Raw genomic sequence first — 22636 nt, 5'->3', positions numbered from 1 at the left:
TCATCTGGCCCTATGTTTTCTATCATAGATTTTTCCCGTTTTCCCAGGCCTGACCGTGCACGAAATCTTCAATATGCTCCTGGCGGTGTTCGACCGCGCGGCATTAATGCTGATCTGTCTCTTTTTCCTTATCCGCATCCGCTTGTTCCGCGAACTGTTGCATAAATCTGCCCATTCGCCAAAAGAGCTGCTGGCCGTCACGTTTATCTTTTCGATGTTTGCCCTGTTCAGCACCTGGTCCGGGGTGCCGGTAGAAGGCTCGCTGGTGAACGTGCGCATCATCGCCGTCATGTCGGGCGGGATCCTCTTTGGTCCCTGGGTTGGGATTATCACAGGCATCATCGCCGGCACCCATCGATACCTGATTGATATTGGCGGCGTGACGGCAGTCCCCTGCTTTATCACCAGCATTATTGCCGGGCTGCTCTCGGGCTGGATTAACCGCAAAATCCCGAAAAAGCAGCACTGGCGTGCAGGGATTATCGCGGGGATGGTCTGCGAAACGCTGACCATGATCCTGGTCATCGTCTGGGCGCCAACCGTTGCGCTGGGGCTGGATATCGTCTCGAAGATCGGTATTCCTATGATCCTCGGGAGCGTCTGTATCGGTTTTATCGTGCTGCTGGTGCAAAGCGTGGAGGGCGAAAAAGAGGCCAGCGCCGCGCGTCAGGCCAAGCTGGCGCTGGATATCGCCAACAAGACGCTGCCGCTTTTCCGACACGTTAACGCCGAATCTTTACGTCAGGTTTGCGATATCATCCGCCGTGATATTCACGCCGATGCGGTCGCCATCACCAATATTGACCACGTGCTGGCTTACGTTGGCGTCGGGGAGCACAATTATCGCGACAGCGACGATACCATCAGCCCGACCACCAGACAGGCGATTAACTACGGAAAAATCATCATTAAAAACAATGATGAAGCCCACCGGACGCCAGAGATCCACTCAATGCTGGTGATCCCGCTGTGGGAAAAAGGCGTGGTCACGGGGACGCTGAAAATTTACTACTGCCATGCGCACCAAATCACCTCTTCGCTCCAGGAGATGGCGATTGGCCTGTCGCAGATTATCTCCACTCAACTTGAGGTTTCGCGTGCAGAGCAGCTGCGCGAGATGGCAAATAAGGCAGAGCTGCGCGCCCTGCAAAGCAAGATCAATCCCCATTTCCTGTTTAACGCGCTGAACGCTATCTCCTCTTCCATCCGTCTGAATCCGGATACCGCGCGGCAGCTGATATTTAATCTGTCGCGCTATCTGCGCTACAACATTGAGCTAAATGACGACGAGCAGATCGACATCAAAAAAGAGCTGTATCAAATCAAGGATTACATCGCCATCGAGCAGGCACGCTTTGGCGATAAGCTCACGGTCATTTACGATATTGATGAAGAGGTCAGCTGCGTGATCCCAAGCCTGCTGATCCAGCCTCTGGTGGAAAACGCCATTGTTCACGGTATTCAGCCGTGTAAAGGCAAAGGCGTAGTAACGATTAGCGTGACGGAAAGCGGTAACCGCGTGCGCATCGCCGTGCGCGATACCGGGCACGGCATCGATCCGCAAGTCATTGAGCGCGTCAAATCAAACGAAATGCCGGGCAACAAGATCGGACTGCTGAATGTGCATCACCGGGTCAAACTGCTGTACGGTGACGGGCTGCATATTCACCGTCTTGAGCCGGGCACCGAAATTGCCTTTTATGTTCCGAATGAGCGAACGCCCGTGAATGCCCCGATATCCTTGTTGCCGCAGGCCGGAGTAACAGATGAAAGTCATCATCGTAGAAGATGAAATTCTGGCTCAACAGGAGTTGAGCTGGCTGATCAAAACCCACAGCCAGATGGAGATTGTTGGCTGTTTTGAGGATGGTCTGGACGTGCTGAAATTTTTACAGCATAACCGGGTCGACGCGATATTCCTCGATATTAATATTCCGTCGCTGGACGGTGTCCTGTTGGCGCAGAATATCAATCAGTTCGCCCACAAGCCGTTTATTGTGTTTGTCACCGCGTGGAAAGAGCATGCCGTGGAGGCCTTCGAGCTTGAGGCGTTTGACTATATTCTCAAGCCGTACCAGGAGTTGCGTATTATCAGCATGCTGCACAAGCTGGAAGCCGCGTGGCAGCAGCAGGCATTACCCGCCAGTGCCAGCCCGGTAGCGCGGGAAAACGACACGATTAATCTGGTGAAGGACGAACGGATCATCGTCACGCCTGTCGACGATATTTACTATGCCGAAGCGCATGAAAAAATGACGTTTGTCTATACGCGGCGTGAATCCTACGTCATGGCGATGAACATCACCGAATTCTGCAATAAACTCCCGACCGCTCACTTCTTCCGCTGCCACCGCTCGTTCTGCGTCAACCTGAACAAGATCCGCGAAATCGAACCCTGGTTTAATAACACCTATATTTTGCGTCTGAAGGATCTGGATTTCCAGGTGCCGGTAAGCCGCAGCAGGGTGAAAGAGTTCCGCCAGCTCATGCACCTGTAGCGCGTTCCCTCTCCCGCAGGAGAGGGGAATGAGCATCAGAGTATCTGACCCAGCACCTGACGCAGATGCGCCCCGGAGCCCAGTAAGCCTGGGTTGTCGTGGACAATCAGGTAAACAGGAATGTCCTGGACATAGCTCCTGAAGCGGCCTTTGTCTTCGAAGCCGCCACGGAAGCCGGAGGCGGTAAAGAAATCGAGGAAGCGCGGCACGATCCCGCCCGCAATATAGACCCCGCCAAAGGTGCCAAGGTTCAGCGCCAGGTTGCCGCCAAAACGCCCCATGATGACGCAGAACAGCGACAAAGCACGGCGGCAGTCAATACAGCTGTCGGCCAACGCGCGTTCGGTCACATCTTTAGGTTGCAGATTTTCCGGCAGACGACCGTCTGATTTTACAATCGCCCGATACAGGTTCACCAGGCCCGGGCCAGAAAGCACCCGCTCGGCCGACACGTGCCCAATCTCGGCGCGTAGCTCCTCTAGAATAATGCCCTCTTCTTCGCTGTTCGGCGCAAAATCCACGTGACCGCCCTCGCCCGGCAGGCTGACCCAGCGTTTGTCGACGTGGACCAGGTGCGCCACCCCCAGGCCGGTGCCTGCGCCGTAAACGGCAATCGGTTTGCCTTCAACCGGGGCCGTACCGCCGAACTGAATCAGATGCTCTGGTTTAAGCATTGGGATAGCCATGGAAACCGCAGTGAAGTCGTTGATTATTTCAAGGTGCGAGAAGCCGAGGTTTTTCCGCATTTCGGCAATTGAGAAGGCCCACGTGTGGTTGGTCATCGCCACCCAGTCGCCGGTGATCGGACAGGCGATGGCGATACAACCGTCTTCAACGCTCACTTTATGCTCTTCCAGATAGACGCGAACCACAGCTTCCAGGCTTGGGTAATCCAGCCCTGAATAGGTTTTCGCCTGAGAAATTTCACCGCTGTTCACATCGCACAGGGCAAGGCGCGCGTTGGTGCCGCCTACATCACCTACCAAAGCATACTTTGTCATTCTTCTACTGCTCCGCTAAAGTCAGAATAAATCTTTGGGACACTGTAAATTCAAGGCGTGATAACAACAACGACCAGAAGGTGACTGCCCATGGATTATCGATCTTCGTCACATTATAACTTTACCGTTTCAGCACCTTTTGCACTATTGCCACAATGCTGATTGTGCAAAGTAACGTTAAGCCGTTTTGTACAAGGAAATCATCATGCTCCATCCGCGAGCCAGAACCATGCTGTTATTGGCTGTCCCGGCGCTGATTATTGGCGTGGCGTCGAGCCTGGTGCTCATCGTCGTCATGAAAGTGGCGGCGGTGCTGCAAACGATTTTATGGACCGCGCTTCCGGTAAAATTCGGCATCAGCATTGACTCGCCGGGCTGGATCATGATGATGCTGACCCTGACCGGGATTGCCGTAGGGCTGGTGATCCGCTATAGCCCGGGTCATGCCGGGCCGGACCCGGCACTGGAACCCTTGATTGGCGCCCCTGTCTCTCCCTCTGCTCTGCCGGGGCTTATTATCGCGCTGATTATCGGTCTTGCGGGCGGCGTAAGCCTCGGGCCTGAACATCCCATTATGGCGGTTAATATCGCGCTGGCGGTCTTTCTGGGGGCGCGTCTTTTTCCGCGCGTTGGCGCGCTGGACTGGACGATCCTGGCGTCAGCAGGCACCATCGGGGCGCTGTTTGGCACTCCGGTCGCGGCTGCGCTCATTTTTTCGCAAACCCTCAGCAGTGATCATGAAGTACCGCTGTGGGATAAACTCTTCGCGCCGCTAATGGCCGCCGCTGCGGGAGCCCTCACCACCAGCCTGTTTTTCCATCCCCATTTTTCACTCACCATCCCCCACTACGGCCAGATGCAACTCACCGATATTTTCAGCGGTGCCGTCGTCGTCGCGATCGCCATTGCGCTGGGGATGGTCGCGGTGTGGTGTCTCCCTCGCCTGCATCGCCTGATGCACAGGCTGAAGCATCCGGTGCTGATTCTGGGCATGGGGGGGTTTATTCTGGGCGTTTTAGGCGCCATCGGCGGGACGGTTACGCTGTTTAAGGGTCTGGACGAGATGCAGCAGCTGGCCTTCAGCCAGGTCTTTAGCGTCTCCGATTATCTGCTGTTCGCGCTGGTAAAACTGGCGGCGCTGGTGGTCGCTGCGGCCTGTGGTTTCCGGGGAGGTCGTATCTTCCCGGCGGTATTTGTTGGCGTCGCGCTGGGGCTGATGCTGCATGAGCACGTTGACGCTGTCCCTGCGGCGATTACCGTCTCCTGTTCCATTCTGGGGCTGGTACTGGTGGTCACGCGCGATGCGTGGCTGAGCCTGTTTATGGCGGCCGTTGTCGTGCCGGATACCACGCTTCTGCCGCTGCTCTGTATCGTGATGTTGCCCGCCTGGCTCCTGCTGGCGGGCAAACCGATGCTGATGGGATGGCGAAACGACAGGTAATCAGGCGTTATTGCGCGCCTCCAGCGCTTTGGTCAGCGCGCTCAGCAGCGGCGGAATATCGGCTTTCGGCAGCATCACCTCAATCAGCGAAAGCCGCTCATGGTGTGCCACTTTATCCAGCACCTCCGCCAGCGCTTCCGCTTCGCTGACGCGCCAGCATTCTGCCTGAGGCGCCAGGCTCAGCGCCTGCGGGATCTGCGTCCAGTTCCAGAGGGCAATGTCGTTATAGCGCTGCTCCGGCCCGTGGATGGCCCTTTCCACCGTGTATCCTTCGTTGTTAAGCACCAGAATAATCGGGCGCTGCTTGTCGCGCAGCATCGATCCCAGCTCCTGAATGGTCAACTGCGCGGCGCCGTCACCCGTCAGGACAATCACGCGTCGGTTCGGACACGCCGTTTGCGCGCCAAACGCCGCCGCCAGCGTGTAGCCAATCGATCCCCACAGCGGCTGGACGATAAAGTTCACGTCCGCGGGTAAACGCAGATCGATAGCGCCGAAAGCAGACGTCCCCTGGTCAGCCAGAATAATGTCTCCGGGGCGGATAAACGTTTGCAGGGTACGCCAGAAGCTCTCCTGAGTCAGCGCCCCTTCGATAGTCGGGAACGAAAAGCCGCTGTGATCCAATGGCGTTCGCGTATCATGAACATAGGTTTTACACAGCGCTGTCAGCGTTTCAATGGCCTCCCTCATCGGGATACCCGTAAACCAGACGTCGCCGACGCGGGACGCGTGTGGCTGAACCTCTATCGTCTGGTCTGGCGTCAGCTGGTGGGTAAACCCGGCAGTGAGCGTATCGGTAAAGCGCGTGCCAATACACAGCACCGTATCAGCCCCCTCGATGGCCTCTTTGACCGGCGCGGCGCTCGCCGATCCGCTGTAGGTGCCGTAAAAACCGCTCTGTCGTTCGTCAAAAATGCCCTTGCCCATCAGCATGGTGGCGTGTGCCATCGGCACCTCTTTCACCCACGTCTGAAGGGCCGTGCGCAGACCATGGCGGAGTACCAGGAAGTCCGCTAACAGCGCGGTGCGTTTGCTCGTGGACAAGCGCTTTTCGGCAGCCTCACGGAACGCCTGCAAGCAGGCTGAATCAGCCGGTGCGGGGTTAACAGTGAGAGCGCTTACAGGGGGCGTAGCGGCTTTTTTCGCCACATCAGCGGGCAGCATCAGGTAGCCCGGACGGCGCTCCCGCAGCATAGTGGTCAGGACTCTGTCAATTTCATAGCAGGCGTTTTGTTCGGTAAGTACCGCCTGTGCAACGGTGATGGGTTCGCTCATATGATAGAAATGGCGGAACTCGCCGTCGCCCAACGTATGGTGCAATAACTCTCCTCGCTGCTGCGCCGCCATACCCGGGGCCCCCACAATATGGAGGACGGGAACATGTTCGGCAAAGCTGCCCGCCACACCGTTCATGGCGCTTAACTCCCCAACGCCGAATGTCGTCAGGAGCGCGGCAAAGCCCTTACAGCGGGCATAGCCGTCTGCGGCGTAAGACGCGTTCAGTTCATTGGCACAGCCCACCCAGCAGATGTCCGGGCTGTCTATCACGTGATCGAGAAATTGCAGGTTATAGTCGCCTGGCACGCCAAACAGATGATCGGCACCACAATCTGTTAGTCGGTCCAGCAGGTAATCGGCGACGCAATAGGGGGTACGCATATTATAAGTGTCCTTCTGACGTTGACCTCACTCTGAGTATTAAATAAGCGTGAAGCGTGTCCAGAATTGGCGACAATCAGGGTCTGGAAAGAATGCTTTACGAAAAAAGCTGAGCTATGCTCATTTTCTTCAGGTTAGTGTAAACGTATACACTGATGTTTCTTTCCAGCGCCAGAGGTCTCGCCAATGGGTTATCAGCCTGACAAAAATCGTTATCAGACAATGCAATATCGCCGCTGTGGGCAAAGCGGCCTTAAGCTTCCCGCCATCTCGCTGGGGCTTTGGCATAATTTTGGCGACGCGACGTTACTCGAAAACAGCCGTCAACTTTTACAGCGTGCTTTCGATTTGGGTATTACGCATTTTGACCTTGCCAATAATTACGGCCCGCCTCCTGGTTCGGCCGAACGTAATTTCGGGCGCATTTTGCAGGAGGATTTCCTGCCCTGGCGCGATGAGCTAATCATCTCCACCAAAGCGGGCTACACCATGTGGGACGGGCCTTACGGCGACTGGGGCTCACGTAAATATCTGATCGCCAGCCTGGACCAGAGCCTCAGGCGTATGGGGCTGGAGTATGTCGATATTTTCTATCACCACCGCCCGGATCCACAAACGCCGCTACGTGAAACCATGAAAGCGCTTGACCATGTGGTACGTCAGGGCAAGGCGCTGTACATCGGTCTGTCCAACTACCCGGCAGAAGTGGCAAGGCAGGCGATTGAAATACTGGAGGATCTGGGCACGCCATGTCTGATCCACCAGCCGAAGTACTCCATGTTTGAACGTGCGCCTGAAGAGGGGTTGCTGGACGTGTTGCAGCATAAAGGGGTGGGATGTATCCCCTTCTCCCCCCTGGCGGGCGGACAGTTGACCGATCGCTATCTGAACGGTATCCCGGCGGATTCTCGCGCAGCAAGCGGCAGTAAGTTCCTTAACCCGGAGCAGATCACCGACAAAAAGCTGGAGAAGGTACGCAAGCTGAATGCGCTGGCGGAAAAACGGGGGCAAAAGCTTTCGCAAATGGCGTTGGCCTGGATCCTGCGCCACGATACAGTGAGTTCAGTGCTCATCGGCGCAAGCAAGACCGGACAAATTGAAGATGCAGCAGGCGTGCTTGAAAATTGTCGGTTCACGGCAGAAGAGCTGAAGACGATAGATACGATCCTGTCCAGTTCAGATTAAAAACACTTTTAGCAAAAAGTGCTCTCGTTCATGATTTAGGAGTTGAGGCGATGAAACGAATGTTTACCAACTCGTAAAATTGCGTTAACAGGTCGCACAGCGGCCCCGATCGTGAAGGAGAAGAGTATGTTCAGGTCACTGATTCTTGCAGCGGTATTACTGGCTTCGGCCCCGCTGGTCGCCAGTGCGGGCGAAATCACCCTGTTGCCATCGATTAAATTACAAATTGGCGATCGTGATGACTACGGCAGATACTGGGACGGTGGCTACTGGCGCGACCGTGACTACTGGCACCGCCATTATGAATGGCGTCAAAACCGCTGGTGGAAACACGATAACGGCTATCACCGTGGCTGGGATAAGCGTAAGGCTTACGAACGCGGCTACCGCGAAGGCTGGAACGATCGTGACGACCGCCGTGGCGGCTGGGGTCATGGAAAAGGCAGAGGCCACGGTCACGGCCATCACCATTAACAACAAAAAGGAGCCTTCCGGCTCCTTTTTCTTTTACAGGCCTGCGGCTGTGCCTATCAGCAACCACAAGTTTAACGCCACCACCACGACCACAATGGCCCACCCGGCGCGCTTCACCCACGTCGAATTCACCAGTTCGCCCATCAGCGATTTATTACTGGTGAAGATCAGCAGTGGCACCAGCGCCAGCGCAATCCCGAAACTTAGCAGTACCTGACTCATCACCAGAATGCGGGTCGGATCCAGCCCCATCAGGATCACAACAAAGGAAGGCAGCATCGTGACCGAGCGGCGAACCCACAGCGGAATATGGAAACGTACGAACCCCTGCATCACCACCTGCCCGGCCAGTGTCCCCACAACCGTAGATGAAAGACCCGCAGCAACCAGGCTTAAACCAAAAATAGTGGCAGCGGCATGGCTCAGCAACGGCTCCAGCGTCAGGTAAGCCTGGTCGAGATCGGCAACCCCGGTATGCCCGTTAAAGTGGAACGCGGCGGCGGCGGTCGCCATCATCGCCAGATTCACAAATCCGGCAATGGTCATCGCGATAGTCACATCCCATTTCGAGGCGGAGTAGCGCTCTTTACTCGTCCCGCCATGCAGATTCTGGGTTAATGAAGAGTGCAGATAAATGACGTGCGGCATGATGGTCGCCCCCAGCACCCCGGCAGCCAGAAAAACGGCTTCAGAAGTGGGTAACGACGGGATCACCATCCCTTTCGTCAGCTGCGCCAGATTCGGCTGGGAGAAAATCAGCTCAACAATATAGGCGGCAGCGACGAACAGCAGCAGGCCGCCGATGACTTTCTCCAGCGGTTTTTGTCCCCGCCGCTGGAGCATCAGAATCAGGAAAGTGGCGATACCGGTCAGCACCGCCCCCTGAAGCAGGGAGACGCCCAGGATAAGCTTAAAGCCGATCGCCGCCCCGATAAACTCGGCGAGATCGGTGGCCATGGCGATAATTTCTGCCTGAACCCAGTAAAACCAAACTGCCGGACGTGGATAATGATCGCGGATTTGCTCCGCCAGGTTTTTTCCGGTAGCAATACCCAGCTTCGCAGAGAGCATCTGAATCAGCATCGCCATCAGATTGGCCCAGACCACAACCCACAGCAGTTTATAGCCGAAACTGGCCCCGGCCTGAATGTTGGTCGCAAAATTACCCGGATCGATGTAGCCAATCGCGGCAATGAATGCCGGTCCCATTAATGCGAACCGCAGCTTGCGTGCCGCTCTGCCGCTGCTACTCTCTACGCGACTATTCGTCATTTCTGCCTCTGGAAATATAGCCTTTGCTATGTTTTATGCTATCAAAATGAGAATGATTATCAAGTTCATTTGTAACGGTTAACATGATTTCTCTGATAGTCAGGAACGATAGACAGGCAGGTGGAGCAAGGTCACAGAATGTGAAAATGCGCAGACATTTGTGAAGCGTAGCACACAAACTTAACTTTTCACTCATTTACCTAACATAACAAAAATGTCTTGTTGATCACTATTTTTGAGACTCGTCACAGGATGTAACTATAGTGTGGGCTTGATCTCGTTTTCTTTGTGCTTGTTACATAGAATGTGCACGGAAATTAAACCTGCCTCATATTTGGAGCAAATATGGACCGCGTCCTTCATTTTGTCCTGGCACTCGTTGTCGTTACTGCACTTGCATTGCTGGTCAGCACAGACCGCAAAAAAATTCGTATTCGCTATGTTGTCCAACTGCTGGTCATTGAAGTTTTACTTGCGTGGTTCTTCCTGAACTCCAACGTAGGCCTGGGCTTCGTGAAAGGCTTCTCCGAAATGTTCGAAAAACTGCTCGGATTTGCCAACGAAGGGACAAACTTCGTCTTTGGCAGCATGAACGATCAGGGTCTGGCCTTCTTCTTCCTGAAGGTGCTCTGCCCTATCGTCTTCATCTCTGCCCTGATCGGTATCCTTCAGCACATCCGCGTTCTGCCGGTGGTTATCCGTGCGATCGGCTTCCTGTTATCGAAAGTTAACGGCATGGGCAAACTGGAATCCTTTAACGCAGTCAGCTCGCTGATCCTGGGTCAGTCTGAGAACTTCATTGCGTATAAAGATATTCTCGGCAAGATGTCCCGTAACCGCATGTACACCATGGCGGCAACCGCAATGTCTACCGTTTCCATGTCTATCGTGGGCGCGTATATGACCATGCTGGAACCAAAATACGTAGTTGCGGCGCTGGTTCTGAACATGTTCAGCACCTTTATCGTGCTTTCGCTGATTAACCCGTACCGCGTGGATGCCAGCGAAGAGAACATTCAGATGTCAAACCTGCACGAGGGACAGAGCTTCTTCGAAATGCTGGGTGAATACATTCTGGCGGGTTTCAAGGTTGCAATTATCGTCGCCGCGATGCTGATTGGCTTTATCGCGCTGATCGCTGCGCTGAACGCCCTGTTTGCGGCCGTACTCGGTATCTCCTTCCAGGGTATTCTGGGCTACATCTTCTACCCGATTGCCTGGGTGATGGGCGTGCCCGCTCACGAAGCGTTGCAGGTGGGCAGTATCATGGCAACGAAACTGGTTTCCAATGAGTTCGTGGCGATGATGGATCTCCAGAAGATTGCCAGCACACTCTCCCCTCGTGCGGAAGGGATCCTGTCCGTCTTCCTGGTCTCCTTCGCGAACTTCTCTTCCATCGGTATTATCGCAGGTGCGATTAAAGGCCTGAACGAAGAGCAAGGTAACGTCGTTTCTCGCTTTGGCCTGAAGCTGGTTTACGGTTCAACGCTGGTGAGCGTCCTGTCTGCCTCTATTGCAGCACTGGTTCTGTAATTCATACCGTGCAATAAAAACCGGGAGCCATCGCTCCCGGTTTTTTTTATGCCTCCAGCGCCGTCAGGGGCAGTGGTTTACCAATCAAATAGCCCTGCAAATAGTCCACGCCAAATCGCAGCAACATCTCGCGTTGTTCAGCCGATTCCACATATTCAGCCACCACACAAAGCGATTTCGTTTTGGCCATGTTGCAAATGGACTGCACGATCATCGCATCCATGCTGTCGGTGCAGATATCTTTCACGAAGCAGCCATCGATCTTAATGATATCGGCCTCCAGCCGCTTCAGGCGCTCAAAGTTGGCATAGCCGGTACCAAAGTCATCAATAGCAATCCGGAAGCCGTAATCCCGCAGCTGCTGGATATTGTTGATGCTGCTTCCCGAGTCAGAGAAAGCCTGTTCCTCGGTGATCTCAATGACGATATCTTGCGGCGCAATGGCGTAGCGTTCAAAAAGCGCGATGATCTCAGCCGCTATCTCATTTTGCATCAGCGTCAGCGGCATCAGATTGACGGAGAACCGCGTTCCGGCCCGTTCGGACGGATGGCTGCGCATCCACTTCAGCAATTTTTCCATCACGTTCAGGTCAAATCGGTGGCTCAGGTTAAACTGAGCAATCAGCGGAATAAAGCGATCAGGTGTAATGATTTCACCCTCGCTTTCAAGCCTTGAGAGTATTTCAAAGTACCCTTCCCCACGCGCGTTATGGATTGGCTGGGCGTAAAGGTGAAGCCCTCCGACATCAAGGGCGCGTTTTATGCGGGCCAGCATCAGCACTCTGTCCGTCGTCTGACCGGAGACATCATCCAGACTGTTGGTTAACGCCAGGACGTTATGCCCGGCACAGGACTGCTCGGAGAGCCAGCTCAGCTGACCCAGCGTGTGATGCAGGCTTTCTCCATCCGGCACTTCGCCCCAGGAGGCGCCAAACTCGATGTCGAGCTCAGTCTTGTTCCAGACAATCTTACGGCTGTTCAGATGATCAACCATATATTGCAGACGTTCAGCCGTGCCCGGCCCCAGCAAGACCACTACCAGCTCACTGCCCGGCAACTGGAAGAGCTTCTCGTCTTTTTGCAATAACGGTTGCAGCGACGCGGTTATCATCTTTTTACAATGTACACGCATGAGGATGCCGTAGTGACGGCTCAGGAATTCGAGATTATCCAGGCGCAGGCAGCAGACTTTGGCCTCGGGATGGTGCTGTAAAAACACTTCCAGCGCACGAATGTTAGGCAGACCGGTGAGCGGATCGGTAAGCGCCCTCTCCTGCCACCCCTGTTTCAGCCATTCACTTTTCTGATAGATCCGCGACATGTAAAGCAGGCAGATGGCGAAAGAGATTAGCACCGACAGGATAAAAGAGAGCGAGTGGCCCGATTCAACGCCATTAAGAAAATTATAATTATAGGTCAACAGCATGAGCGCCGAGGCCGCCCAGAATAAAGAGATGAGCGCATAGCTCAGACGACCAATCCCCAGGGTGAAAAGAATGAAAACGATTGGCATCAAATAACCCGCAATAAACTGCGACTCAAAAGGCGCGCATAAAATAGCGATCATCGAGATCAACAGCATCAGCCACACAACGATAAATAACGCTTTTTTGTGACAAAAGAGGGGCTTCACGCTTCGCCGCCAGAATGTTCGGGCATAGCGAGGATTAATAATCATTCTTAACGGATAATAGAACATCATGGTGAAAATCAGGGCGGCACAAATCAGACTCTGAATATCGATAACGTTATAAATTGCAGAGCCTTCGCCGAAATAGGAGGAGATTGTCACCGGGAAATCAAATAAATATCCCGCCAGATACATCGATAATTTGATGCCCACAGGCACCATAAATCCGAGCCAGAAAATACGTATGCCAATGTACTTATTCGGTATGCTGTGTCGCCAGCGCTTGCCCAGCACCAGACGGATGACGCCACAGGCGGCGAAGACGGTAAACGTCTGACAACATAATAATACGGCTGATTGTAGCGGCGTTAAATCAAGGTTATAAATGTTAGTAACGCTAAAACCAAACAGCAAAGGAATGATTGCCCGTCGTCCAAATAACAACACGATGGCGAGCATGGCACTTAAGGGCAACCACGCCAGATAAACATCATTTTCGCTGACGATGGCCCGTGGAGAGATATAACGAGAAAAAGGAATCGCAATCAGGCTTAGCGCCAGGGCAATCATAAATATCTTTACATTATTGTAAATTTTTCTATTCATTAATCCGGATAATCTATTTTACCATCGTCTCATTGACCGCATGGATAATAGGTTTATTAATAACACGAATCAAGTTCAGGTCTATTTATAGACTTGTTTATTGATTTGGATTGAGGTGAGGTGTAGAAAACGACGTTAATTGCAACAAAAACAGTCTAAAATATTTTACAAGATATAAAAAAACCCCCGTCTTGCGACGAGGGTTTAAATTTTGGTGGAGCTAAGCGGGATCGAACCGCTGACCTCTTGCATGCCATGCAAGCGCTCTCCCAGCTGAGCTATAGCCCCACATGTTACTTTACCTACCGCACTCTGTTGGGTTCAGAGTTTGGTGGAGCTAAGCGGGATCGAACCGCTGACCTCCTGCATGCCATGCAGGCGCTCTCCCAGCTGAGCTATAGCCCCGTCGTAAAGCTGTCATGTTGACGGGCGGCATAATATGAATTCCGCCGCAGAGTGTCAACGGCAAATTCAGTCTCCGCCTTTCAATCGCCGAAAAATCATGCAAATGAATCACTTTGAGAGCCTGCTCGCAGCCAGGAGTTAAGCTTGTCACGTTTTCACGTAAAACGGTGCTATAAAATGAACCACTAATTAACCCCACAGATATTCAGGAAATTGTATGATCAAGGAACGAATGACGCCAGAAGAGTTAGCCCTGCTGACTGGCTATAGCCGACAGACCATCAATAAATGGGTACGCAAAGAGGGTTGGATTACATCGCCAAAGCCAGGCGTTCAGGGTGGCAAAGCGCGTCTGGTACACGTCAATGAAAAAGTGCGCGACTTTATTCGCAGCGCGCGTAGGGCAACAGAGACGCCAGAACTGCCAGGTAAGGCGTACCACGAGGGCTCGCTTCATGCCCTGCTCCTGACGCTGGCGAATGAAATGACGCCGGAAGAGCAAAAGCAGATGACATCGCTGTTACTGCGGGAAGGGATTACCGGCTTGTTACAACGTTTAGGGATTCGCGACCAACGCTGATATGAAAAGATTACGCAGCAAAATGACCACGGAAGAGCTGGCGGACAGTCTGGGCGTAGCCCGACAAACCGTTAATCGCTGGATACGACAGAAGGGATGGAAAACGGAGGGTATCAACGGTGTAAAAGGCGGAAGAGCGAGGGTGATATGTATTGATGCGCACGTTAAGGAGCACATCATTAGTCTTCCCGCCATTCGTAACCGTCGGGCTGTTTACCATGTGGCGGAAAGCCCTTCCCACTACGGCGTGGCAACCTCATCCAGCCTGCTTCCACAAATTATCGACTCGCTGGAAAACATGACGACTGTCGAACAGGAACGTTTGCACAAGTTGCTCGCTCGTGAAGGGTTGCAGGGTTTTCTCACGCGTCTTGGTATTGCTGAATAACAGGCATAAAAAACGGCAGGGTAACCTGCCGTTTTTTGTATTACACGAGTATTACTGCTGGCTTTCACGCTCAGCAATAAAGCCCAGCGCTTTGTTGATACGCGCAACGCTACGTGATTTGCCGATGGCATGAACGGTCACGTCCAGCGCCGGAGACTGGCCTGCCCCCGTCACCGCAACGCGCAGCGGCATACCGACTTTACCCATGCCAATTTCCAGCTCATCAGCGGTAGCCTGAATCGCGTGGTGAACATTTTCCGCAGTCCATTCGGTAATGGCTTCGAGTTTATCACGCACCACTTCCAGCGGCTGACGCGCAACCGGACGCAGGTGTTTCTTGGCCGCGTCGGCGTCGAACGCGTCAAACTCTTCATAGAAGTAACGGCAGCTTTCAGCAATTTCTTTCAGCGTTTTGCAACGCTCGCCAAGCAGCTTCACCAGATCCGCCAGTTCAGGGCCCGTACGGGTATCGATGTTTGCCTGTTCAATGTGCCATTGCAGATAAGTCGCCACATATTCTGGCTGCATGGTATTGATGTAGTGATGGTTCAGCCACAGCAGTTTGTCAGTGTTGAACGCGCTGGCTGATTTGCTGACCGAGTTCAGAGAGAACAGCTCGATCATCTCTTCGCGGCTGAAGATCTCCTGGTCACCATGAGCCCAGCCCAGACGCACCAGGTAGTTCAGCAGCGCTTCCGGCAGATAGCCGTCATCACGGTACTGCATCACGCTCACCGCGCCATGACGTTTGGACAGCTTTTTACCGTCGTCACCGTTGATCATTGATACGTGCGCATACACCGGTACAGGCGCGTTCAGCGCTTTCAGAATGTTGATCTGACGCGGGGTGTTATTGATATGGTCTTCACCACGGATCACGTGAGTGATTTCCATATCCCAGTCGTCCACTACTACGCAGAAATTATAGGTTGGCGATCCGTCAGTACGACGAATGATAAGGTCATCCAGCTCCTGGTTGCTAAATTCGATCGGGCCGCGGATCTGGTCATCAAAGATAACAGAGCCATCCTGTGGGTTAGCAAAACGCACTACGCAAGGCTCATCCGCAGCATGCTCGCTGTGGTCATGGCGGCAACGACCGTCATAACGCGGTTTTTCGCCTTTTGCCATTTGCTCTTCGCGCAGCGCATCCAGACGCTCCCTGGAGCAGTAGCACTTATAGGCCGTGCCTGCCACCAGCATCTCGTCAATTACGGCGTTATAGCGGTCAAAACGTTTGGTCTGGAAGTATGGGCCTTCGTCCCACGCCAGATTCAGCCAGTTCATCCCATCCATAATGGCTTCAATTGCTTCCGGCGTTGAGCGCTCCAGATCGGTGTCTTCAATACGCAGCACAAACTCACCGTTGTTGTGACGTGCGAAAAGCCAGGAGTAGAGAGCGGTACGTGCACCACCGACATGCAGATAGCCTGTCGGGCTCGGCGCGAAGCGAGTTTTGATTTTCATGAAATGGCCTTACGTTATAAAGATGCCGGTAATCGGCAAATTCCGGGAAGAAAACAATGGGCAATATTCTATCACTGTGGGCCGATTCCTCAATGTCGATCACTTTATCCGGTTCGAGATTGCTGTTTTTGTTTATAAATCATGCGCCACAGTCCGTTTTGCGATCGTTTTGACTAATTTTACGACGAACGAATAAAAACTTTAGAAAATGCGTTGACTCATTTTCAACTCTCCCTATAATGCGACTCCACACAGCGGGGGTGATTAGCTCAGTTGGTAGAGCATCTCCTTTACACGGAGGGGGTCGGCGGTTCGAGCCCGTCATCACCCACCATCTACTTCGGTAGACTCGCAGTGTAGATAAGCATTGAGATTGGGCGATTAGCTCAGTTGGTAGAGCATCTCCTTTACACGGAGGGGGTCGGCGGTTCGAGCCCGTCATCGCCCACCATTCTCACCTTATCGCAGCAGTTCCGAAATGGGCGATTAGCTCAGTTGGTAGAGCATCTCCTTTACACGGAGGGGGTCGGCGGTTCGAGCCCGTCATCGCCCACCATTTCGGGTCGTTAGCTCAGTTGGTAGAGCAGTTGACTTTTAATCAATTGGTCGCAGGTTCGAATCCTGCACGACCCACCAATGTAAAAAAGCGCCCTAAAGGCGCTTTTTTGCTATCTGCGATATAGCACATCCCCATTGCAGCCAGACCGCTTGTTTTACTCAAGCTCACGCCTTCTTTGCCGATACCTCTATTTTATGGCGAAAAGGATCTCAATATGACAACTCTTAAGCCCGTTTCTCTGTCGGCGATGGAAATCGGCAGCGTAGATAACAGCTCCGGCGGAAACGACATTGCTTCTCAAATCACCCGTCTGACCAAACAGATAACGAAAGTCACTCAGCAGCTCAAAGAAGTGGCCATGGGTGATGCCACAGCAGAAGAGAAGCAAAAGCAGCAGGAATTACTCGAATCCCAGCTGGCTATGTTGCAGGCACAGCTGGCGCAATTGCAGCGTCAGCAGGCAGAAGAGGCGATGCCAAAACAGGAAAAAGGTCAGGCAGTCGCGGAAGGCATCAATAAGCCCTCCGCGGAGCATCAGATTAATATCTACATCTGATTATTGGTTTCGTTAAAAAGTGGATCGCGTGTGCGGGCCTCCATCAAACGTTCGGCCTGCATACGCACCACATCCCAGCAGGCATGCGCCGCGCCGGAAAGTGACCTGTTTTTACGGCGTACCAGCATCAGCTGGCGTTCGACACAGGGTACGAAACGCTTCACCGTTAAACGACTCCCCTGCGGCAGTGGCAGCGCCAGCGCCGGCAGAACGCTGATGCCAATCCCCGCTTCGACCATCGGGAAGAGCGTGGCAGGATGCCCGATCTCCTGCACAATGGTTGCCTTAACACCCTGCGCGGCCAGTGCGGCATCTATCAGCGGACGGCTGCCTGATGCATAATCCTGTAACACCAGGTTTGCCCCCTGCAAGGCCTGCCAGGCCACCTGTGGCATCGATGCCAGCGGATCATCATCGCGGCAGAGCAATAAAAAGGGCTCCGAGAGCACCACTTCACATTCCAGGTCGCTTACCGCTCCGGGATCAATAACGATGCCAAAATCCACATCCCCCTGACGGATACTCTCCAGTACCCACTGCTGCGGCCTGTCGTGCAAAACAAAATCGATATCCGGATAGCGGTGATTACTTTCAGCGATACACTGGGGAATAAGATGCGCTGAAATCGTCTGGCTCGCCGCCACTCTCACGGTACCGGAAAGCTGTTGTCCGAGCCGGCCAACATCCCTGAGCGTACTGTTCAGTTCATCCAGCAGCCTTTCCAGTCGCATTGCCAGCTGCTGTCCCGCTTCGGTGAGTACCACTTCTCGCGTCGTACGGTCGAGCAGCTTCACTCCCGTTTGCGTTTCAAGCTCCTTAACGCTATGGCTCACCGCCGACTGGCTGAGGCCAATCATCTCCCCTGCCCGGCTAAAGCTGCGGGCCTGCGCGACGGTGACGAAAACGCGAAGCTGACGTAACGAATAATTCATCTGTTTAATTCATGAATGGATGCAATAAATCAATTTTATTTCTCAAAGGGAAGAAAGCACAATAGCGGCATCTGTTTTCAGGAGTGATTATGAAACTTTTTCGTATCCTTGATCCGTTTACGCTGACCCTGATTAGTGTCGTCTTGCTGGCCTCGTTCTTCCCGGCGCGGGGCAGTTTCGTTCCGGTTATTGAAGGACTGACCACGGCAGCCATTGCCCTGCTGTTCTTTATGCATGGCGCCAAACTCTCCCGGGAAGCCATTATTGCAGGCGGTAGCCACTGGCGACTGCACCTGTGGGTAATGTGCAGCACCTTTATCCTCTTCCCGGTTTTGGGCGTGCTGTTCGCCTGGTGGGCGCCGGTGAATGTCGATCCGGCGCTGTATACCGGTTTCCTTTATCTGTGCATTTTACCGGCCACCGTGCAGTCTGCTATTGCCTTTACCTCGCTGGCGGGCGGTAACGTCGCGGCGGCGGTCTGTTCTGCTTCTGCTTCCAGCCTGCTGGGGATCTTTGTTTCACCGCTGCTGGTCGGTCTGCTGATGAACATGCACGGGGCGGAAGGCAATCTGGAGCAGGTGGGTAAAATTTGTCTGCAACTGCTGCTGCCGTTTGTGCTCGGACACTTATCCCGTCCCTGGATTGGGGCGTTTGTGGCGAAACATAAAAAATGGATCGGGAAAACGGACCAAAGCTCAATTCTGCTGGTGGTTTACACGGCCTTCAGCGAAGCCGTGGTGAACGGTATCTGGCACAGGGTGGGCGCTGGATCGCTGCTGTTTATTGTGGTGGTAAGCATCGTTCTTCTGGCCATTGTCATCGCGGTTAACGTCTTTGTGGCCCGCAAATGCGGCTTCAACAAGGCCGATGAAATCACCATTGTATTTTGCGGATCGAAAAAGAGCCTGGCCAACGGGATCCCGATGGCCAATATTCTGTTCCCGACGTCCGTCATTGGGATGATGGTGTTGCCGCTGATGATTTTCCATCAGATCCAGCTGATGGTGTGTGCGGTACTGGCGCGGCGTTACAAGGCGCAGACTGAAAAGCTGGCGCAGGAAGAGACCCGCGCCGCGAAAGTTTAAGGACGTTTCAGGGGCTGAACCAGCTGGGTCAGCCCCTCCGTTTTGATCAGTAACGTGATAGCCATCAGCTCGCCCAGACGCCCGGCGGGGAACTCATCCTTACGGGCAAACCACAGCAGATACTCTTCCGGTAGATCAATCAGCCTGCGACCCTTATATTTACCGAACGGCATCTCCGTATTGGCGATCTCAACGAGCTGCTCTTTTTCCACGTCACTCTCCTAACAGGCGCATCATTTCCGCTTCGTCGATTACCTCGATGCCAAGCTCCTGCGCTTTTGCCAGCTTCGAACCGGCCGCTTCCCCGGCAATCACCAGGTCGGTTTTCTTCGATACGCTGCCCGCCACTTTTGCCCCCAACGCCACCAGGCGCGCTTTCGCGTCATCGCGCGAGAGCTGGCTCAGGCTGCCGGTCAGCACCACCGTTTTACCGGCAAACGGGCTGTCGATCTCTTCGGCATTAACCACTACCGGTGCAGGCCAGTGAATGCCCTGTTCCAGTAATTTACCGATCACTTCACGGTTGCTCTCTTCGGCGAAGAAGTTGAAAACGTGGGTAGCGACCACAATGCCGACATCAGGGACTTTCTGTAGCTCGTCGATGGTGGCTTTCTCCAGCGCGTCCAGCGTGCCGAAATACGCCGCCAGCCCTGCCGCCGTCGCCTCTCCGACTTCACGAATGCCAAGCGCGTAAAGGAAACGGGCAAAGGTGGTGTTTTTGGCCGCCTCGAGCGCGTTAACGATGTTCTGGGCAGATTTCGGCCCCATACGATCAAGACCGGTCAGCTTACCTGCCGTCAGGGTAAAGAGGTCCGCTGGCGTATGGACGTACTCTTTCTCAACTAACTGGTCGATAATCTTGTCACCCATTCCGTCGACGTCCATCGCCCGGCGGGAGACAAAGTGCTTCAGGGACTCTTTACGCTGCGCGCCGCAGATTAACCCGCCCGTACAGCGCGTTACCGCTTCACCTTCCACGCGCTCAACGTCCGAACCACATACCGGACAGTGGGCTGGAAACTCGATGGCACGGGTATCGGCAGGACGTTCAGACTCCACAACGTTAACCACCTGTGGGATCACGTCGCCCGCGCGGCGAATCACCACTTTGTCACCAATGCGCAGGCCCAGGCGGGCAATTTCATCGGCGTTATGCAGCGTGGCGTTACTTACCAGCACGCCAGCCACCTGCACAGGCTCCAGACGCGCCACAGGCGTAATCGCCCCCGTACGCCCTACCTGAAACTCCACGTCGCGAACGAAGGTCATCTGCTCCTGCGCCGGGAACTTAAAGGCTACCGCCCAGCGCGGCGCACGGGCCACAAATCCTAACTGTTCCTGCAACGCCAGCGAGTTAACCTTGATCACCACGCCATCAATATCAAACCCGAGCGTGGGACGATCCTCTTCAACCTTGTGATAGAACGCCAGCACCGCCTCCGGAGAGTCGCAGAGCTGCACGCGGTTGCTAACCGGTAACCCCCACTCTTTGAACTGCATTAAACGACCCAGGTGGGTATTTGGCAGGTCGCCGCCTTCCAGGATCCCGACGCCGTAGCAGAAGAAAGTAAGCGGCCGCTTCGCGGTGATTCGTGGATCGAGCTGACGCAGCGAACCTGCCGCCGCGTTACGCGGGTTTGCAAACACTTTCCCACCGGTACGACGCGCTTCTTCGTTGATCTTCTCGAAGCCCGCCTGCGGAAGGAACACTTCCCCGCGCACTTCCAGCCGGGCGGGAATGTTATCGCCACGCAGTTTCAGCGGGATCGCACGAATAGTGCGCACATTAGTGGTGATGTCTTCCCCGGTAGTGCCGTCGCCGCGCGTTGCGGCACGCACCATCACGCCGTTCTCATAAAGAATGCTAACGGCCAGACCATCCAGCTTTAGCTCGCAGCACCAGCTCAGATTGTCGATGCTCTTCAGGCGATCCTGCACACGCTTGTTGAAAGCCAGAAAACTCTCTTCATCAAACACGTTATCCAGCGACAGCATCGGCACTTCATGGCGCACCTGGCTGAAAGCGCCCAGCGGTTCCGCGCCGACGCGCTGCGTTGGGGAATCGGGCGTAATCAGTTCGGGGTGCTGCGCTTCCAGCTCGCGCAGTTCACGCATCAGGCGGTCATATTCCGCATCCGGCACTTCCGGTGCGTCCATAACATGATAGAGATATTCATGATGGCGAAGCGTGGTTCGCAGTTCAGTAAGTTGTTGTTCGATTGAGTCCATATCGCACCATCAATGAGAAAAACCCCCGACGGGCGGGGGTTGAGGAGGAGGTGAAGTTAACGCGACGATTACGCGTTCGCTTCCTTAACTTCGCGGATGCGGTCCTGATACTCGCGCAGTTTCTGCGGCGTCATCATTCGACGCTGATCGTCGAGCACCACACCGCCCACTTCGTCGGCGATGTGCTGAGCGGACTGTAGCATCAGCTTAAAGTTTTGCAGCTCGTCACCGTAGGACGGCACCTGCATAAAGATCGTAACCCCCGGCGTGACGAAATCACCGGTCATTTCCGGGTCAAACGTGCCTGGATTGACCATATTGGCCAGGCTAAACAGCGCCGGACCGCTACCGTCAGGACTCAGGTGGCGATGGAAAATATTCATGTCGCCGAACTTGAAGCCTGCCTGTTGGATGCTGTTAAGCAGCACGTCACCGTTTAGATGGGTGCCATGATGAGCAGCCACGTTCATGATGATCACCGCTTCTTTACGCTGCGGCTTTTCAACAACCGGTTCTGGCTCTGCAACCGGCTCTGGCTCAATACGCGGAGCGGGCTGCGGCGCAGGCGGTTCAGGCTGCGGCTGCGGTTGTTGTACCGGCTGCGGCTGCTGAACAGGCTGTGGCTGATGCACTGGCTGTGCAGGCTGTTGCACAGGTTGCGGCTGTACAGGCTGTGGCGCAACGGGCTGCTGTTGCACAGGCTGCTGCGGCGGATGACGAACAGGTTCTTCCACTGGCGGCGGCGCTGGCTGGCGCGGCTGGGCAGAGGCATACGGTGGTTGATACTGGTGCTGCGGAGCGCGGGGGGCTTCATGCTCTCCATGCGCTGCGCCGGGCGCAGTATTGACCCGATGAACACGAACTTCACCCACGCCGTCGTCGTCAGGACCGTCGATGTCGTCTTCAACGTCATCGTCGTCACGACTGGACTTCATGCGCTTCAGTGGACGATCGCGAAACATAGAGGAACGCTCTTTACGGCTGGTCCAGAAACCATGTACCAGTAAAGCGATTATGGCGATCGCGCCAACAATGATTAATATCAGACGCAAATCCTGCATCATTATATTCTCTGTTGTTCTAACACCTTGCCACCACGGCAAACATTTACTCACTAAGAGTATTTGCCGTTTACG

The 22636-nt window shown here is 54.2% G+C and carries 19 protein-coding genes and 6 tRNA genes; 14 read left to right on the top strand and 11 right to left on the bottom strand.

All coding sequences use genetic code 11. The features are described from left to right. Positions 1-55: 55 nt before the first annotated feature. Together IMQ56_RS10200 and IMQ56_RS10195 are read left to right on the top strand one after the other, a co-directional pair. The gene (locus IMQ56_RS10200) at positions 56-1792 is read left to right on the top strand and encodes a sensor histidine kinase (protein ID WP_165746923.1); all 1737 of its coding nucleotides are present in this window, start codon (positions 56-58) and stop codon (positions 1790-1792) included. Further along, positions 1767-2498 carry a LytTR family DNA-binding domain-containing protein gene (locus IMQ56_RS10195; protein ID WP_196063813.1) on the top strand — a complete coding sequence of 244 codons (732 nt, stop codon included), beginning with the start codon at positions 1767-1769 and terminating at the stop codon, positions 2496-2498. Before IMQ56_RS10200 ends, IMQ56_RS10195 begins: the two co-directional genes overlap by 26 nt. Positions 2499-2533: 35 nt before the next feature. Here IMQ56_RS10195 and glk read toward each other — a convergent pair whose 3' ends face one another. Next, complete coding sequence (glk, locus tag IMQ56_RS10190) at positions 2534-3499, bottom strand: glucokinase (RefSeq protein ID WP_003861352.1); 966 nt, start codon at positions 3497-3499, stop codon at positions 2534-2536. A gap of 205 nt (positions 3500-3704) precedes the next feature. Between glk and IMQ56_RS10185 the strand changes: the two genes are divergently transcribed. Beyond that, positions 3705-4940: an ion channel protein gene (locus IMQ56_RS10185; RefSeq protein WP_032648992.1), complete on the top strand. Its 1236-nt coding sequence runs from the start codon at positions 3705-3707 to the stop codon at positions 4938-4940. Here the strand turns inward: IMQ56_RS10185 and ipdC are convergent, their stop codons facing one another. Next, a complete protein-coding gene (ipdC, locus tag IMQ56_RS10180) occupies positions 4941-6599 on the bottom strand; it encodes an indolepyruvate decarboxylase (protein WP_196063812.1) in 1659 nt (552 codons plus the stop codon). Positions 6600-6785: 186 nt separating this feature from the next. On the opposite strand from ipdC, the gene mgrA reads away from it, so the two are divergent. Together mgrA and IMQ56_RS10170 are read left to right on the top strand one after the other, a co-directional pair. After that, positions 6786-7784: an L-glyceraldehyde 3-phosphate reductase gene (mgrA, locus tag IMQ56_RS10175; RefSeq protein WP_063137133.1), complete on the top strand. Its 999-nt coding sequence runs from the start codon at positions 6786-6788 to the stop codon at positions 7782-7784. A gap of 126 nt (positions 7785-7910) precedes the next feature. After that, positions 7911-8258: a DUF2502 domain-containing protein gene (locus IMQ56_RS10170; protein WP_015572233.1), complete on the top strand. Its 348-nt coding sequence runs from the start codon at positions 7911-7913 to the stop codon at positions 8256-8258. Positions 8259-8291: 33 nt separating this feature from the next. Here the strand turns inward: IMQ56_RS10170 and IMQ56_RS10165 are convergent, their stop codons facing one another. After that, entirely contained in the window at positions 8292-9530 is a 1239-nt protein-coding gene (locus IMQ56_RS10165) for an Nramp family divalent metal transporter (protein WP_023295104.1), read from the bottom strand. Positions 9531-9875: 345 nt separating this feature from the next. On the opposite strand from IMQ56_RS10165, the gene nupC reads away from it, so the two are divergent. After that, entirely contained in the window at positions 9876-11063 is a 1188-nt protein-coding gene (gene nupC / locus IMQ56_RS10160; RefSeq protein ID WP_006811440.1) for a nucleoside permease NupC, read from the top strand. 46 nt (positions 11064-11109) lie between these two features. Here the strand turns inward: nupC and IMQ56_RS10155 are convergent, their stop codons facing one another. The 3 genes from IMQ56_RS10155 to IMQ56_RS10145 all read right to left on the bottom strand — a co-directional run bounded on the left by IMQ56_RS10155 (position 11110) and on the right by IMQ56_RS10145 (position 13704). Continuing rightward, the gene (locus IMQ56_RS10155; protein WP_196063811.1) at positions 11110-13299 is read right to left on the bottom strand and encodes an EAL domain-containing protein; all 2190 of its coding nucleotides are present in this window, start codon (positions 13297-13299) and stop codon (positions 11110-11112) included. Between the two features lie 212 nt (positions 13300-13511). Beyond that, a tRNA-Ala gene (locus IMQ56_RS10150) sits at positions 13512-13587 on the bottom strand. Positions 13588-13628: 41 nt separating this feature from the next. Continuing rightward, a tRNA-Ala gene (locus tag IMQ56_RS10145) sits at positions 13629-13704 on the bottom strand. Between the two features lie 217 nt (positions 13705-13921). Between IMQ56_RS10145 and IMQ56_RS10140 the strand changes: the two genes are divergently transcribed. Further along, positions 13922-14284 (top strand): YfeC-like transcriptional regulator, encoded by a 363-nt coding sequence (locus IMQ56_RS10140; protein ID WP_039270229.1) that lies wholly within the window; start codon positions 13922-13924, stop codon positions 14282-14284. Position 14285: 1 nt separating this feature from the next. Then, positions 14286-14672, top strand: a complete 387-nt coding sequence (locus IMQ56_RS10135) for a YfeC-like transcriptional regulator (RefSeq protein ID WP_017383469.1) — start codon at positions 14286-14288, stop codon at positions 14670-14672. Positions 14673-14723: 51 nt separating this feature from the next. On the opposite strand, the gene gltX is transcribed toward IMQ56_RS10135, so the two are convergent. After that, the gene (gene gltX / locus IMQ56_RS10130) at positions 14724-16139 is read right to left on the bottom strand and encodes a glutamate--tRNA ligase (protein ID WP_015572231.1); all 1416 of its coding nucleotides are present in this window, start codon (positions 16137-16139) and stop codon (positions 14724-14726) included. 258 nt (positions 16140-16397) lie between these two features. Between gltX and IMQ56_RS10125 the strand changes: the two genes are divergently transcribed. From IMQ56_RS10125 to IMQ56_RS10105, 5 genes are all read left to right on the top strand, one after another. Then, a tRNA-Val gene (locus IMQ56_RS10125) sits at positions 16398-16473 on the top strand. Between the two features lie 41 nt (positions 16474-16514). Next, positions 16515-16590, top strand: a tRNA-Val gene (locus tag IMQ56_RS10120). A 29-nt stretch (positions 16591-16619) separates the two neighbouring features. Continuing rightward, positions 16620-16695, top strand: a tRNA-Val gene (locus tag IMQ56_RS10115). A 4-nt stretch (positions 16696-16699) separates the two neighbouring features. Then, positions 16700-16775: transfer RNA gene (locus IMQ56_RS10110), tRNA-Lys, on the top strand. Positions 16776-16912: 137 nt separating this feature from the next. Next, positions 16913-17254 carry a FlxA-like family protein gene (locus IMQ56_RS10105; RefSeq protein ID WP_017383471.1) on the top strand — a complete coding sequence of 114 codons (342 nt, stop codon included), beginning with the start codon at positions 16913-16915 and terminating at the stop codon, positions 17252-17254. On the opposite strand, the gene IMQ56_RS10100 is transcribed toward IMQ56_RS10105, so the two are convergent. Next, positions 17245-18186: a LysR family transcriptional regulator gene (locus IMQ56_RS10100; protein WP_196063810.1), complete on the bottom strand. Its 942-nt coding sequence runs from the start codon at positions 18184-18186 to the stop codon at positions 17245-17247. The two genes, IMQ56_RS10105 and IMQ56_RS10100, sit on opposite strands and share 10 nt — an antisense overlap. Positions 18187-18275: 89 nt before the next feature. Here IMQ56_RS10100 and IMQ56_RS10095 point away from each other — a divergent pair, with 89 nt between their 5' ends. Further along, on the top strand, positions 18276-19271 hold the full coding sequence (locus IMQ56_RS10095) for a bile acid:sodium symporter family protein (protein ID WP_023304176.1): 996 nt from the start codon (positions 18276-18278) through the stop codon (positions 19269-19271). Here the strand turns inward: IMQ56_RS10095 and IMQ56_RS10090 are convergent. The 3 genes from IMQ56_RS10090 to zipA all read right to left on the bottom strand — a co-directional run bounded on the left by IMQ56_RS10090 (position 19268) and on the right by zipA (position 22564). After that, positions 19268-19483: a DUF3820 family protein gene (locus IMQ56_RS10090; RefSeq protein WP_003861328.1), complete on the bottom strand. Its 216-nt coding sequence runs from the start codon at positions 19481-19483 to the stop codon at positions 19268-19270. The genes IMQ56_RS10095 and IMQ56_RS10090 overlap by 4 nt on opposite strands. Position 19484: 1 nt before the next feature. After that, positions 19485-21500: an NAD-dependent DNA ligase LigA gene (ligA, locus tag IMQ56_RS10085; protein WP_196063809.1), complete on the bottom strand. Its 2016-nt coding sequence runs from the start codon at positions 21498-21500 to the stop codon at positions 19485-19487. A 68-nt stretch (positions 21501-21568) separates the two neighbouring features. Beyond that, positions 21569-22564 (bottom strand): cell division protein ZipA, encoded by a 996-nt coding sequence (gene zipA / locus IMQ56_RS10080; protein ID WP_196063808.1) that lies wholly within the window; start codon positions 22562-22564, stop codon positions 21569-21571. Positions 22565-22636 lie beyond the last annotated feature (72 nt).

Origin of the sequence: Enterobacter sp. Res13-Sevr-PEC09-46 (genome assembly GCF_015672585.1) — a bacterium.
Taxonomy (GTDB): Bacteria; Pseudomonadota; Gammaproteobacteria; order Enterobacterales; family Enterobacteriaceae; genus Enterobacter; species Enterobacter hormaechei_C.
Note: the sequence above shows the minus strand (reverse complement) of the source record. Positions and strands in the feature narration are given on the sequence as shown.